General features: G+C 37.3%; 15 protein-coding genes. 4 read left to right on the plus strand and 11 right to left on the minus strand.

Annotation, left to right across the window (positions count from 1 at the left end; all coding sequences use genetic code 11):
* Positions 1-6 precede the first annotated feature (6 nt).
* Positions 7-792, plus strand: coding sequence for an RDD family protein (locus tag ACZ5R4_RS10130; RefSeq protein ID WP_109984773.1), 786 nt, complete (start codon positions 7-9; stop codon positions 790-792).
* Positions 793-893: 101 nt separating this feature from the next.
* On the opposite strand, the gene ACZ5R4_RS10135 is transcribed toward ACZ5R4_RS10130, so the two are convergent.
* Positions 894-1,070, minus strand: a complete 177-nt coding sequence (locus ACZ5R4_RS10135) for a hypothetical protein (protein WP_181397560.1) — start codon at positions 1,068-1,070, stop codon at positions 894-896.
* A 319-nt stretch (positions 1,071-1,389) separates the two neighbouring features.
* Here ACZ5R4_RS10135 and ACZ5R4_RS10140 point away from each other — a divergent pair, with 319 nt between their 5' ends.
* Entirely contained in the window at positions 1,390-2,172 is a 783-nt protein-coding gene (locus tag ACZ5R4_RS10140; RefSeq protein ID WP_109984772.1) for a TIGR00266 family protein, read from the plus strand.
* A 46-nt stretch (positions 2,173-2,218) separates the two neighbouring features.
* Here ACZ5R4_RS10140 and ACZ5R4_RS10145 read toward each other — a convergent pair whose 3' ends face one another.
* The 7 genes from ACZ5R4_RS10145 to ACZ5R4_RS10175 all read right to left on the minus strand — a co-directional run bounded on the left by ACZ5R4_RS10145 (position 2,219) and on the right by ACZ5R4_RS10175 (position 9,911).
* Positions 2,219-2,458, minus strand: a complete 240-nt coding sequence (locus tag ACZ5R4_RS10145; protein WP_054788226.1) for a MerR family transcriptional regulator — start codon at positions 2,456-2,458, stop codon at positions 2,219-2,221.
* A 22-nt stretch (positions 2,459-2,480) separates the two neighbouring features.
* Positions 2,481-3,203 (minus strand): exonuclease domain-containing protein, encoded by a 723-nt coding sequence (locus ACZ5R4_RS10150; RefSeq protein ID WP_109984771.1) that lies wholly within the window; start codon positions 3,201-3,203, stop codon positions 2,481-2,483.
* Positions 3,197-4,159: a DUF294 nucleotidyltransferase-like domain-containing protein gene (locus ACZ5R4_RS10155; RefSeq protein ID WP_109984770.1), complete on the minus strand. Its 963-nt coding sequence runs from the start codon at positions 4,157-4,159 to the stop codon at positions 3,197-3,199. The genes ACZ5R4_RS10150 and ACZ5R4_RS10155 overlap by 7 nt, the downstream gene beginning before the upstream one ends.
* Positions 4,160-4,184: 25 nt before the next feature.
* Positions 4,185-5,453 (minus strand): ammonium transporter, encoded by a 1,269-nt coding sequence (locus tag ACZ5R4_RS10160; protein ID WP_109984769.1) that lies wholly within the window; start codon positions 5,451-5,453, stop codon positions 4,185-4,187.
* Between the two features lie 194 nt (positions 5,454-5,647).
* Positions 5,648-7,567: a PTS fructose transporter subunit IIABC gene (locus tag ACZ5R4_RS10165; RefSeq protein ID WP_109984768.1), complete on the minus strand. Its 1,920-nt coding sequence runs from the start codon at positions 7,565-7,567 to the stop codon at positions 5,648-5,650.
* A gap of 126 nt (positions 7,568-7,693) precedes the next feature.
* The gene (locus ACZ5R4_RS10170) at positions 7,694-9,628 is read right to left on the minus strand and encodes a BglG family transcription antiterminator (protein ID WP_109984767.1); all 1,935 of its coding nucleotides are present in this window, start codon (positions 9,626-9,628) and stop codon (positions 7,694-7,696) included.
* A 127-nt stretch (positions 9,629-9,755) separates the two neighbouring features.
* Positions 9,756-9,911, minus strand: coding sequence for a hypothetical protein (locus ACZ5R4_RS10175; RefSeq protein WP_181397558.1), 156 nt, complete (start codon positions 9,909-9,911; stop codon positions 9,756-9,758).
* Positions 9,912-10,066: 155 nt separating this feature from the next.
* On the opposite strand from ACZ5R4_RS10175, the gene ACZ5R4_RS10180 reads away from it, so the two are divergent.
* The gene (locus tag ACZ5R4_RS10180) at positions 10,067-10,429 is read left to right on the plus strand and encodes a carboxymuconolactone decarboxylase family protein (protein WP_109984766.1); all 363 of its coding nucleotides are present in this window, start codon (positions 10,067-10,069) and stop codon (positions 10,427-10,429) included.
* 53 nt (positions 10,430-10,482) lie between these two features.
* On the opposite strand, the gene metA is transcribed toward ACZ5R4_RS10180, so the two are convergent.
* Positions 10,483-11,388 (minus strand): homoserine O-acetyltransferase MetA, encoded by a 906-nt coding sequence (gene metA / locus ACZ5R4_RS10185; RefSeq protein ID WP_109984765.1) that lies wholly within the window; start codon positions 11,386-11,388, stop codon positions 10,483-10,485.
* Positions 11,389-11,596: 208 nt separating this feature from the next.
* On the minus strand, positions 11,597-12,196 hold the full coding sequence (locus ACZ5R4_RS10190) for a YpjP family protein (protein WP_109984764.1): 600 nt from the start codon (positions 12,194-12,196) through the stop codon (positions 11,597-11,599).
* Positions 12,197-12,448: 252 nt separating this feature from the next.
* On the opposite strand from ACZ5R4_RS10190, the gene ACZ5R4_RS10195 reads away from it, so the two are divergent.
* Positions 12,449-13,276 carry an MBL fold metallo-hydrolase gene (locus ACZ5R4_RS10195; protein ID WP_054789128.1) on the plus strand — a complete coding sequence of 276 codons (828 nt, stop codon included), beginning with the start codon at positions 12,449-12,451 and terminating at the stop codon, positions 13,274-13,276.
* Between the two features lie 50 nt (positions 13,277-13,326).
* On the opposite strand, the gene ACZ5R4_RS10200 is transcribed toward ACZ5R4_RS10195, so the two are convergent.
* A complete protein-coding gene (locus ACZ5R4_RS10200) occupies positions 13,327-14,745 on the minus strand; it encodes a DHA2 family efflux MFS transporter permease subunit (protein WP_109984763.1) in 1,419 nt (472 codons plus the stop codon).
* Positions 14,746-14,826 lie beyond the last annotated feature (81 nt).

Here is a 14,826-nt window from a genome sequence, read left to right on the forward strand (position 1 = left end):
ATACTTATGGCACAGGAACAGGTTAATGTCAAAACCCCTGAATACGTCTCATTACAATTTCAATTGGCTGGATTAGGATCTCGAGCTACTGCACAAATCATTGACTATACGATTATTGCAATTGTTGAGATCATCCTTCTTCTCCTAATCATTTTTTCCGGTATCAATGATTTTATTTTGTTTGATGAAGGAATTGGGTATGCCATCGCCTTTTATCTTATCATCACCCTACTCCTTCAATTCGGCTACTTTATTTTTTTGGAGTATTTTTGGAGTGGGCGAACTATCGGAAAAAGGATGTTAAATATTCGCGTAATACAAGAAAATGGTCATAACATTACCTTTTTATCGAGTATTATTCGAAACTTTTTGCGAGTGGTAGATATGCTCCCTTTTGGCTATCTCGTTGGAATGATTATGATTTTTTCTCACCAAAAGCATAAAAGATTAGGAGATTTAACAGCAGGCACCATTGTCGTTCATGAACGAGCAAATAAATCGAACAGACTATCACCATTAGAAAAATATATTCAGAAGAAGAATTTACAAAAAGAAGAACTAGCGATCGATGCCTTCCACTTAAAACAGTTCACTAACAAGGATTGGCGCTTACTTTCTACTTATTGTTCTCGTCTACCTGATATCAAGCAGGAAGAGCGTACCGAATTAACTAGACAGATTGCAGATATCCTACTTCCTAAGATTGAATCAGAAGTAGCTAGTCTTCATCGAAGCGATGAAGATATCCTTCTTTTGCTTTATTTACATTTAAAAGAAGAATGGGAATTCTAAAATATCGTCTCGCTCTCTTATATATTCATACAAAAAACCTCCTGAATTTTTCAGGAGGTTTTATTTCGCATTATCTATCCTTACGAAAAGGTTAGTTTGGATTATCTCATATTTTTTCCAGCAATGACTGGTTGGACCTGTGGATTGGGTTGTTCTGTTGTGTCTAAACTTATCTCTACTTTTAGCTTTTTACGACGTGAAGAGATTTTTTCCACGACAGACAAAACCAGAAAAGTTAGTAGAATAGTTAAAGAAACCATGTATAAAGATGTCACCATAGTCAACTATCCCCTTTCCCAATAAAATTTATCCATTTATTAATGAATTCACTTATATCGTACCATATTTTTTTAATTTGTAAATATATTTTTCGAAATTCTTTATAATTCTTTTTAATACTCTTATTAATCCTCAAATACTCATGATTTACCCCTAAAAATAGAAGAAACGACCTCGAATTTTTTATAAAATTTTTGAATATTTATTCACATACTTTTCTGAATCTTCTGTTATATCTGTTTTTCTATAGTTGAAACTTTTTCAACCTATTTAACGTATGCTTAGTTAGAAAGGATAAATCTATAAGGAGTGGATAATATGAATACTCACGAAATTGACTATGAGCTTCATGGAGATGATATGCAATTTGTCGAGATAGAACTAGATCCTCATGAAACAGTAGTTGCGGAAGCTGGTAGTTTGATGATGATGGATGATGGCATTAAAATGGAAACGATTTTTGGAGATGGATCCTCCCATCATGGTGGAATTGTAGGTAAATTGCTCGGGGCAGGTAAACGTGTAGTTACCGGAGAAAGCTTATTTATGACTACCTTCACTAATGAAGGAATGGGAAAAAAACGTGTATCCTTTGCCTCTCCTTATCCCGGAAGAATTGTACCAATGGATTTGAGTGAGCAAGGAGGAAAAATCGTCTGTCAAAAAGACGCTTTTTTGGCAGCTGCAAAAGGTGTATCTGTAGGTATCGAATTCCAGAAAAGGATTCGAACTGGATTCTTTGGTGGGGAGGGATTTATTATGCAAAAGCTTGAAGGAGATGGTATGGCTTTTGTCCATGCTGGAGGTACCATCCACCAAAAAACACTTCAACCAGGAGAAAGGCTTAAGGTAGATACAGGCTGTTTAGTAGCGATGACAGGTAACGTCCAATATGATATCGAATTTGTTGGTGGCATTAAGACAGCACTATTCGGTGGAGAAGGGATCTTTTTCGCTACATTATCTGGACCTGGTACAGTATGGATTCAATCCTTGCCATTTAGTCGTTTAGCTAGTAAAGTATTTGCTGCTCTTCCTCAAAAAGGTGGAAACAAAGGGGAAGGTGGAATTGGCGGTGTATTTAATCTGTTTAATGAATAGTGTAAGCATAAACACCCCTCGCTACCTCTTGTAACAGCGAAGGGTGTTAATCCTTTAGCATTGCTTTTATCCCTGCAATATTAATACCTTGATCAATATATGCTTTTATTTTCTTTAGTTGATGAATATCGTGGATGGAAAACATTCTTCTATTGCCATTATTCCTCCTCGGTGAAATAAGACCCTGCTTTTCATAATAACGAATTTGTCGTCCTGATAATTCGGTCAATTCCTCTACGACACTTATTGGAAAGGTGGCTTTATATTCAGGAATATCATGACTCAACTTGTTTTGCTCCTTTCAGATATTATGATTGTCTAGCAATATGAGCATACACTTCCTTTAAGCTTTGAAATCCCATTGCTTCCACTTGTCTTATGCATGCAGACCAAATTCTTGCTGTCGCAACTGCATCATAAAGAGCATGGTGCCTAATTCCAATGTCTATCCCGTAATGATTACACCAGTCATCCAGACTAACATAATTGCATCCATTTGCCACCACCTTTGTTAAAAACGTCGTATCCAGTATGCGGTGCTGAAAGCTAGTTTTTAACTCGGTCCAGCTGGCATGCTTCATAAATTGCTTTTCATGACTGGAATGGTGTGCTACTAACGTATCACTTTTCACAAACTGATAGAATTGTCGTAACACTGTGACGAGTGGTGCCGCTTTTTTTAGTTCAAAGGCTGTTATACCAGTTAATGCTTCAATCTCCTTTGAAAGAGGCCATTCATGATTCACCGTTTTATAGAAGAGTTGATCAGTTAACACCCTTGGCCCCACCATCCTGATTGCCCCAATCGATAGGATACGATCACCATGGTATGGAGAAAAGCCAGTTGTTTCTAAATCAAAGACAACCATTGGTAGTTCATATATGGGTAAATTCAGTACATCCTTCTTCTTTAATTCCCGTTGCAGGCTCCTAATATAAGCAATTTTATTTGGATCTGTCTCACTAGACATGGAAGTAACCTGATTCCCATAGATTTGCTTCAGAAATTGTAGCATTTGATTCATTACCATTTGGAACACTCAGTTTCGATCGCCTCTTTAGCCAATTGAAATAGCTCTGAACCACTCTTCATGAATTGCTTCAGCTCCTTCTTGTCATCCTTAGATAATTGATGCAAAGGAATGTAATGAACGGCATCATAATTTTCCGCTGCTTTTGTATGAACAAATCTAAATTCCATCAATTGGTGGTAAATTGCTTCATATTCTTGTAAAAAGGTATACTTTGTTTTTAGCTCTTGCATGCGTTGCAGTGTAGAGGCTCGCGATTCTTGATGGTGAAGCGCTAATAAACGCATCGCATTAACATAAGGAAGGATAGTCGTAGTTTTTATCGGAACTCTTCCAGACATTGGTCCAGATTGCTCTGTTAGAAGCTTTCCAAAGATATTTGTGCCTTTTCGAATAAAGTCAAAATTATCAATAAATCTATTGTAAAGCTGTCGATGGTTTTCTAAATAACAGAAGGTCGTAACCTTAACCTTTGCTAATAAATTTTTTTGACCAATTAATACTCTTGAATCAAAAAAGGTAGAAAAATGCCTTAATGACTGCCAGGAAGCCTGCTCTAGCCATCCAATTACTTGTTCGCTCCAGCTAGCAAGAGTTTGAGTCCACATTGATTCAGAAGCCATTACCTTACCATCACAGCGTTGATAGCCTGTTAGCTCAAGTCCAGTCACAATCTCCTTTCCTAACCTTAGAAAGTATCGTTTATGCTCTTTTTTTCCATCAAATACAATCCCATGGTCTTGATCACTCCAAATGGATTGCTCCCTTCGTCCAGCACTCCCCATGACAAAAAAGGCAAAGGGAGCAGGTATTCTCCCCTGCTCTGCTTCTACTTTTTCAATGGCAAGATGGACTACTCTTTTCATCAGTTCATCATGCCATTGATTCAAGTGTTCTGATGTGGTTTGCTTATGGATTTCTTGCTTCCGCATAAGATGGATCGCTTCATAATTCATGTCGGAAGTCATCCCCTTTTCCGAATTATTTAGCCTGTTGTTCATTTAATGGAGAGATATTCTCTGGATAGCCATAGCTACCATGCTCACTCAAGTCAAGACCAATTATTTCTTCTTCTTCTGTTACACGTAAACCGCCCATGACTTTATCCATTACCTTAAGAATAATGAAGGAAGCAATGAATGCATAGGCACCACTTGCTACAACACCTAAAATTTGTACCATTAGTTGTTCTAAGCCTCCTCCATAAAACAACCCAGGCAAGCCCCAGTCAGCACCAATTGATAAGGATTCTGTTGCGAAGAAACCAGTAGAGATCGTTCCCCATACTCCTACAGTTCCATGAACAGATAAGGCAAAAATCGGATCATCGATTCTTGCTCGATCGAAGAATCTCATGCTTCCATATACGATTATGCCCCCAATTGCACCTATCACCACTGCTGCCCAAGGTTCTACAAAGCCACATGAAGCGGTAATGGCAACCAATCCTGCTAATGCACCATTCAGTGTTGTCGGTACGTCTGCTTTACCAGTAATTGCCCAAACTGTAAACATGGCGGCAAGTGCACCAGCTGCTGCTGCTAGTTGTGTATTTAAAATAACGTAACCAAAGAAAGCCTCAGAAACTCCGAATGTACTTGCCCCATTAAAGCCAAACCATCCTACCCACAAAAGCAAAACAGCTAAAGCAGTGTACACTTGGTTATGTCCAGCTAAATTATTTGTGGAACCATTTTTATTATATTTACCTATACGTGGCTTCAAAATAATCGTTGCAGCAAGGGCCGCCATTGCACCAGTTAAGTGGACAACAGTAGATCCTGCAAAGTCCTGTTTTCCATGATCTGCTAGCCATCCTCCACCCCATATCCAATGGGCTACAACCGGATAGACGATAGCAGAGAATAAAACTGCAAATACGACATAAGCCGATAATTTCGCTCTCTCAGCAAAGCCTCCAAATGCAATCGTTAAAGCGATAAGGGCAAACATCATCTGAAACATAAAGTCTACCGCTGGTGAAAGTCCTTCTTCACTAAAGCTTGTATCCCCATAGAAAAAATTAGAAAGTCCAATAAACCAGTTGCCGTCTCCATAGATAAAGCCATATCCTACTGCCCAGAAGACGAGTGAACCTATTCCTGCTGTAAAGATTGTTTTACCGGCAATATGACCGGCATTCTTCATTCTAGTGGAACCAGCTTCTAATAAAATAAAACCACCAAGCATTAATAAAACTAAAAAAGTCCCAATAATAACCCATACATTATCCATCAATACAGTTTCCATCTGATTTCTCTCTCCTTGTAAAAAGTATTAACATCAACTGTTAAACATAGTGTAATCTGATTTTAGAAAGCACACCATTTCCATGTAAGGTTTCCTTACATGCTTTTTCTAAAGGAAGAGGTTCACAATAGTAAAACTTCTTCGGAATGCACAAAAATCACCAGGGGGCGTTACCCTGGTGACTGTAAAAGTTTTTATTGAATTTGTTCTAATAATTGAAATGCTTCTTCATCTGATTTCGCCCTTAATAATTGCTCTCTAAATTCTTCGTCCATTAATTTTCGGGAAAGCATTTGTAATATTTTTAAGTGTGCATCCCCTTCCGCTTGTTTTGGAACAGCAATCATAAAAATTAATTTAGCTAATGAGTCGTCCAAGCTGTGCCAATCAATGCCATCCTTTTTTATCCCAAAGACTACCCTTGGAGTTTTCACAGCATCAGATTTTCCATGAGGGATTGCCACATTCATACCTATCCCTGTTGAGCTTTCTGCCTCACGCTCTAGAATTGCTTGCTTAAATTCTGTCTTTGAAGTTAGTATATCCTCTTCGTAAAGCTTTTCAATTAATTCATCTATTACTGTATCTCGAGTGTCTCCTTGAAGGTTAACATCCATCAAATCTAGATTTGTTATATCTGTTAATTTATTTATACCTTCAAGCTTTTCAGTCGTCACTTCTGGTTCTTGCTGTGATGATGCTTGGTTGTTTTCTGGGCTAACAACATCCTTTTTTAATAGCTTAATCATTAATGCTGTAACAATAGAGCCAATAATGATCGCCACAAAAAACATCAGTACATTATCTACAGCACCTAATACACCAACAATAGGGCCACCATGTGCCACTCGATCACCTACACCACTTAGCATGGCAATAACTGATCCTGTCATCGATCCGACCATAATACTTGGGATAACTCGTAAAGGATCTTGGGCCGCAAAGGGAATGGCACCTTCTGTAATACCGAATAGTCCCATAGTTAAGGACGCCTTACCTGTCTCTTGTTGTGCCTTTTCAAATTTATTTTTGAATATTAAGGTTGCTAGTCCTAGGCCGATAGGAGGCACTGCAATCGCAACCGCAATCGGACCCATGATTTCGTAGTTTCCTTCACCAATCATCGCTGAACCGAACAAGAAGGCTACTTTGTTGACAGGACCACCCATATCAAAAGAAATCATCGCACCTAATATAAGGGCAAGTAGAATCGAGCTGGTTCCTTGCATTCCTTTTAACCATGATGTGAGAGCTTCAAACACTTGTGCTACTGGTGCTCCAATTAATAATACAAATAAGAGTCCGACAATTAAAGAGGATAATACCGGAATAATAATGATCGGCATAATCGGCTGCATCATCTTAGGAATTTTGATTTTCTTAATCCAAAGTGCGACATATCCCGCAAGAAAGCCGGCAATAATCCCACCTAGAAAACCTGCACTTGCTTCACTTCCATAAAAGCTACCATTTGCTGCAATGTATCCACCAATCATACCTGGTACTAAACCAGGCCTGTCCGCAATACTATAAGCAATATACCCTGCTAAGATCGGAACCATAAAATTGAAGGAAGCACTTCCAATCTGTTCAATCGTCTTCCAAAAGGAATCTTCTGGAATAACAATTCCGCCCTCACCTGGAACACCACCAAGTGTTAAAGAAATGGCAATTAATAATCCCCCAACAACAATAAATGGTACCATGAAGGAAACACCATTCATTAAGTGACGATAGATTGGATTTTGCTTTGTAGTCTCAGAGGAAGTCGGCATTTTGTCCTTATTTCCCTTTTCTCCTTGGTAAACGGGAGCTTTGTTACTGATCGCTCTATTGATGAGATCTTTTGGGTTTCTAATTCCTTCTTGTACTCCTACTGAAATCAACTTTTTGCCGATAAAGCGACTCTTATCTACTGCTTTATCTGCCGCAATAATGATAGCTTCTGCTTCTTCAATTTCTGCTGCAGTCAGTTGATTTTCAGCGCCGATAGACCCCTGTGTTTCGACTTTTAAATCTATATCCATTTCCTTTGCTGCTTTTTCTAGGTTTTCTGCAGCCATATACGTATGTGCGATACCATTAGGACAAGATGTTATGGCTAATAGCTTCATCTGTTCACACCTCTCTATTCCTTTTATTTTCTTTAGTATACCCCTATATAACCATTTCAAAATATTTATTTATTACCGGAAATTGTGGTAAAAAGATAAAAATCCTATCACAGTATTGTCATAGGATTAGATTAATAATTCGATTAATTGCTCTCGATCTGTCTGTGCGGTAATCTTTGCTACCATTTCTGGATTTCCAGCAAGTCTGGATAATTGATGGAATAGTCTCCTCCTTTTATCCGAATTCTCGTGTTTAAGGACTAAGAAGAATACCAAAGTCACCATTTCCGTTCCCCACATCATAGGTTTGTCCAATGTTGCAACAACAATTTTAGATTCCTTTACAAGGCCTGGACTACCATGTGGAATGGCAATACCCCCACCGATTGCTGTCGCTGCAGCTCTTTCTCTTAACAATGCTTGATGTCCATAATCTCTTTCAACGATTCCATCATGATGCAATCTGTCCGCAATTTTCTCAATCAAAGTAAAACGATGCTCAAACTGGCCATGAATAAAGATATACTTTTCATCCATCAATTGTTTTAATATCGGAACTGTTTCATGGTTCACTGAATCTTTTTTAGAAAATGCTACTCTCAATTTCTGTTTATCCTCGTCTGTTAACAGTGGAGATACGATAATTTGTGGGATCGTAATATCCTTTGTCCACATCGTTGTTATAATGAAATCTACTTGCTTATGCTTCAAATATTTTTTTAAATCATTCTGTGACAATGTTGCGATTATTTCTATATCTTGAAAAAGCCCCTGTAATTTGGAACGTAAAATCTCTGATACACCAACACCCATATGACAAACAATGGCAACACGTTTCATTTTTTTATTTTTTGAACGAATCCGTTCCACTGCCGCTTGATAATGCAAGGTTAAAAAAGCAACCTCATCCTCCGGTAATGCAGATGGTAATTCTTCTTTCATCTCTGCTAAGGTAGTTATAATTGCATCAAACATAAAAGGATACATCTGTTTAATATCAGAGACTAGCGGATTTTTTAGTGGCAGATCATATTTTAAACGATGTAGCACGGAATAGAAATGTGTATGCAATCCTTCTTTTAGGCGGGCATCCTGATTAAATGGCATTAATGCTAAAATACTTAGCCGCTTGCTGAGAATATCTGTAATTCTTTCCGCTTGTTTCTCTGTTTCTATATCATAAGAATAAAATGCTCCATGCTTGTCACTAAGCTTTGCGCCAAGTAGTTGCATTGTCAGATAGATGATTTCATCTTGAGAGAAGGTTAATTGAAACTCATGCTCTAATTGCTGACCAATTTCCTTCATCCAGCTAAACTCTCTTTTCCCTTGGATTAACGCTCGTTGCTGCTCTTTTATTTCTAGGGTATGACCAGTCTTAATTCGCTTAATCATCACCATCACATAAAATATTAGGTGTATAATACTCTCATCTGTTATAGGAATTCTCTGCTCATTCAGCAGTTTATAAACACTGGATTCAATCCTCGATATTTCATATGAATGCATTGTCTGAAATAAGAATGGTTTCCTATCACTCTTAGGAAATATTTCATCCAAACTGATTAGAGCCATACGAATATCCTGTTCCATACCTTCTATCATTAATCCGACACGTTGCTTAGTTTTCAATTTAATATTTTTTGTAGTTAACCAATTTCTGATTTTCTCTAATTCTCTTCGCATATTAGGAGTAGAAACAAAATAGTGTTGAGATAATGATCTTACCGTAAGATTTCTTTCCATTAAAAGTCGGTAAGTAACTTCTTGTATTTCTGCTCCTGTTAGTTCTAGCTTTTCAAGGTAGTTGGATTGATTGGAGTACAGTAAAGCGATTAACCGCTTTTTGTCCTCTTTTGATATTTGTAAAGAGATGCCTACACCAGGTTTTCTAATTAAATTGGCACTCTTAAAGTTTTTTAAATCATTCTCAATCTCTTGCAAATCATTTCTTATCGTTTTCTCTGAACAATTAAATTCGGTTGCGAAATGATGAATCAAAAGCGTATCCTTTTCTGTAAATAAAAGTTCCTTCAATATTTCTTGTTGTCTTACACGCAATATGAATCACCCCCTTCTCCATATCTCTATCTTAGAGGGTGTTGTAGAAAAAGAAAACTAACAAGCATTTTATAGCGTAAATAGCGAAGACAAGCTCTCCTTTATAGGAGACTTGTCTTGTGAAAAGTTATAATAATTGCCCAAATACGTAATTGATTAGGAACCAAAGAATACCGAAGAAAATAATTAAATAAGTTATATATTTGATTGCTGCTACGCCAACCTTACTTGAATCAGATTTCTTCTCTTTCTTTTCAACCTCTACTTCTTTGTTTTCATCCAAGATGACCACTCCTCTCGAATTCGAGTTATTAAATATTACCCCTATTATGAAAATTTAAAACTTTGGAAAAATTTAGATAGGCTTGTGTTCAACGTTTTTGTATAAAATGTGGCATAATACTCAGATTAAATAAGGAAAGGTAGGTAGAAAATAAAATGGATAATCATATTAATTATTTTGATCAGGCAATAGAGGACTACAAGCGTGGTACTACCAGAATGCAAGAACAATTACCCGAAATGACAAAGGGCTTCTTTCATTTTACAGAAGAGGCATTTAAAGCTGGAGAGATTAATCAAAAAAACAAACAATTAATGGCCCTGGCGATAAGCATTTATGCTCAAGATGAATATTGTATCATTTATCATACAAAAGGGGCAGTAGAGCATGGAGCAAACGAAACAGAAATAATGGAGACATTAGCGATAAGTGCAGCATTAGGCGGGGGAGCAGCATTTGCCCAAGCCGTAACCCTTGCAATGGATACGTATCATCATTACGAGCAAAAGTTGCATTAATTTAAGAAAAAACCCGGACATCTTTTACAGATAAGCCCGGGTTTTAAAGGTTTTTACAATTGGTAAGGTGTTTCTTGATACACATAATAATTAAGCCAATTAGAGATGAGAATATTGGAGTGTGTTCTCCAGCGCAGCCTTGGCTGTTGTGTTGGATCATCATTTGGAAAATAATTTATTGGCAACATCGGATTCAAACCAGCTGCTTCATCACGATCATATTCCTTCTTTAAGGTATAGGAGTCATATTCGGGGTGTCCCGTAATGAAAATTTGTTTACCATCCTTGGAAGCAACCAGGTAAACCCCTGCTTCATCAGATTCGCTTAGTATCTTGAGTTCTGGAACACTTTCAATATCTTCTCTTCGTATATCTGCATGCCTAGAATGTGGCGCCAAATACTCTTCGTCAAATCCACTTAAAAGCTTCTCTCTAGGATCATTCAATGTATGGGTATAGATTCCAGATAATTTTTTATCCATCATATATTTGTCTACACCGAAGTGATAATATAAACCAGCCATTGCCCCCCAACAAATATGAAGTGTTGACGTGACATTTTTCTTACTCCACTCCATGATTTGTGTCAACTCTTCCCAGTAATTAACGTCTTCATATGCTAAGTTTTCTATCGGGGCACCTGTTATAATTAGTCCATCATATTTATTTGCTTTCACATCATCAATCGATTTATAAAATTGCTTTAAATGCTCTGGTGATGTATTTTTTGAAGTATGTGTATTCGTATGAAGCAACCCGATTTCGATTTGTAACGGGCTATTGCCTAATAAACGCAACAAGTGTGTCTCTGTTTGTTGCTTTAATGGCATCAGATTTAATATAAGAATTTTAAGTGGACGAATATCTTGCGAAAAAGCACGGCTCTCATCCATGACAAAAATATTCTCATCCTGCAATTTACTTTTTGCTGGTAATAAATCTGGCACTTTAATAGGCATTGACAATACTCCTTTATGATGAATATTCTTTGATCTCTTCTTCCTTGTTAATCATTTAACACGATAGATTCTATTGTACCTATTTCTTTCGATAAAATAAAGAAAAAAGTTCTAAATTTTCTTATAATTCTCTTTGTAATAAAAGAATGATCTCACTATGGCAAAAAAGATGCCCTTTTACTACAGAAGGCATCTCTTATTACTTCTTCTAGGACATCCATCTTGGGGGTGTATTTTTTCCCCAATAAACATCCCCGATTGGATAGTGTTCTTCAAAATTATCTTGTTGTAAATGATAGTGGAATTGAAAATAATAACCAGATTGCGGTCGTTTCACACGGTTTACATGGAAGGTTGCTATATTTTGTTTTTGGACCGTATCATATAAATTAAATATACGTTCTCCATATCCCGACGATGGACCCTCTGAAATGATTAAGTATTGGCTTCTTTCTTCACCGAGCTGGTCATAAAGCTGTTCCAAAACCAATTCTAAATGAGGTACAATAGCGCTTTCTATTTCCTCATCAATTTGATGGGAGATCTTGTTACCTAGCTTTAAAAATAAATGCTCCTGTGCTTGATGATTCAAAGCCTCTAAATACAGTTCCTCATTCGATAAAGTCTCTTCTACTTGCTCTAGAACCGCTACCTGCTCTATGGAAGTCGAATCATTCTCTTCATTAGGTGTAATCTCACCTTTATCTGTTTTATCGATATCTGCATCCAAATATATTGGGGGAACGTATAAACCAAGTGTTAGAATCGCCACTAACCATACCATTATTTTTTTCGTCCACATTTTCATTGTAACCGAGCTCCCTCACTTCATCTTATATAAAAGTTTATCATGTTTCCTACATTTGTCTATATGTGTAAAGCGATTTTTCTCATTTTACACATTTTTTACTAAAACATATTCATCGGCCAACACTGTTGATTTGTATAAAATACGTCCAATATTATCAAGATATAAGGAGAGAGTTCTATCATCTACATTTTATCATTTCTAATCACAGGAGTTTTTTAGCATTATGATCAATAGATTGGGGGAATCGACATGGAACATGAACGTTTAAAACAATTAGAAGAAATGGAACAAAACTATGAACATGCCGTACCAGAGAAAGTGACCGATGATATCGCTTATTATCGTACTCTTTTGACAAATGTGGTGATGATTGGTGCACCAGATCAGGATTGGGTATTAATCGATACAAGTCTCAAACGATATCAACAGAGAATCATTCATGCCTGTGAGGAACGTTATGGAAATAAACCACCGAAGGCTATCATCCTTACACATGGTCATTTCGATCATTCCGGATCGGCAAGAAAGCTAGCAGAATATTGGAATGTACCGATTTATGTTCATGAAAAGGAAATGGATTATGTCACTGGAAAAGAATCTTATCCACCAGGAGATCCAACAGTTGGTGGTGGGATAATCTCTATTTTATCGGTCATCTTCCCTACTCAACCAGAGCATTTAGAAAAATTCGTTCAACCATTACCAAGTGATGGATCTGTTCCATTTTTAGAAGATTGGCATTATATTGAGACACCAGGACATTCAAAGGGACATATAAGCTTTTTCCGCGAGAAGGATCGTGTCCTTATTGCGGGTGATGCCATTTCCACCGAAAAACCCGAATCCTCTTGGTCCATTCTCTTTCCGATCCAACATATTTATGGACCTCCAGCCTATTTTACAGAAGACTGGGTGGAAGCAGGCAATTCCGTCAAAAAGATTGCCGAGCTAAAGCCTTCCATTGTAATAGCAGGGCACGGATTACCGATGGATGGAGAAGAAATGCAAGAAGAATTAGAAGAGCTTGCCGACAATTTTATTGAAAAAGCAATCCCGAAGCATAGGAAATATCATTAAATAAAAAAAGGATAGAGGAGTAATAACACTCCTTTATCCCTTTGTTCTATTTAATCCTCTTTTTCATATGACTCTTGATCAATATCTGAAGGTTTACTATTTTTAATAAATAGCGATACAATAAAGCCAGCAAGTGTAACAAATGATAATACTAAAAATGCTGTATTAGCTCCTACGATTCCAGGAAAAGCTTCTCCACTTGTTTGGGCTTTTTGTTGGGCAGTTGTCATGATGGATACCATAATTGCAGTACCAACAGAAGCAAACACCATTCGCAAAGTATTATCCATAGCTGCACCATGGGCAATTAGGCGTTTTGGTAACTGGTTTAGCCCTGCAGTAGCAACAGGCATCATGACCATGGAAACTCCAAGCATTCTTATCGCAAAAACAAGTGTTAAGTAAGTGATCGATGTCTTATCATCCAAGAACGAAAAGAAGAAGGTGGCACCAGTCATTAGGAAAAGTCCAGTAATTGTGAGCCATCTTGCACCAATTTTATCAAATATACGTCCAGTGATCGGTGACATCAAACCGGTAATTAAGGCCCCCGGTAGTATAACCAAGCCAGAATCTACAGCTGAAAAATCCCTAGCATCCTGCATATATAAAGGGACTAGTGTTTCTACTGCAATCAATCCCATAAACGAAATCATACCAATACTAACGGTTAATGGAAAAATGGAATACTTAAACACTCTAAACTCTAACATAGGGTTTTCTAGTTTGAATTGACGGAGAATAAAGGCGATAAGCGATAATACGCCAACGGTTATAACGATGATCGTAACTGGTGAACTCCAGCCACTGTTACCCGCGCTCGTAAAGCCGTATAATAATCCTCCAAAACCGAATGATGATAGAATAATAGATAATATATCTACTTTTGGTTTAGAAACCTCTGTCACATTCTTCATAACAAAATAAGCGATGATAATATCGATAATCGCAATAGGAAGAATAATATAAAACAACATCCTCCAAGAATAATGCTCTGTTATCCAACCAGATAATGTTGGTCCAATAGCAGGAGCAAAAGAGATAACTAAACCAACTAGCCCCATTACAGTGCCTCGCTTATTTACAGGGAAAATCATTAAAAACACTGTTTGCATTAATGGTAGCATAATCCCCCCACCCGCAGATTGAATCACACGTCCCGCAAGGAGCATGGCAAAGTTTGGCGCAATAGCTGCAACTAAAGTACCAAGAGTGAAAACACTCATTGCCGTAATAAATAGTTGCCTTGTTGTAAAACGATCAATTAAAAATGCACTAACAGGAATCATAATACCATTTACCAGCATGAAAATGGTCGTCAACCATTGTGCAGAATTGGCTGTAATATTCATTTCATCTTTAATTGGTGGTATAGCGGTAATCATTAACGTTTGATTTAAGATCGCAATAAATGCTCCAGCTAATAGTAATGCTACAATAGTACTTCTCTTCTGAGTCGATGCAGTCATCTTTTCACTCCTTTTTCACGTATAATCACGAAAGCTATTGTATGCTTTTTCATAGAAAAAAGCAAAAAATAGGAACTCGAG

The sequence above is a fragment of the Gracilibacillus sp. JCM 18860 genome (assembly GCF_055395245.1).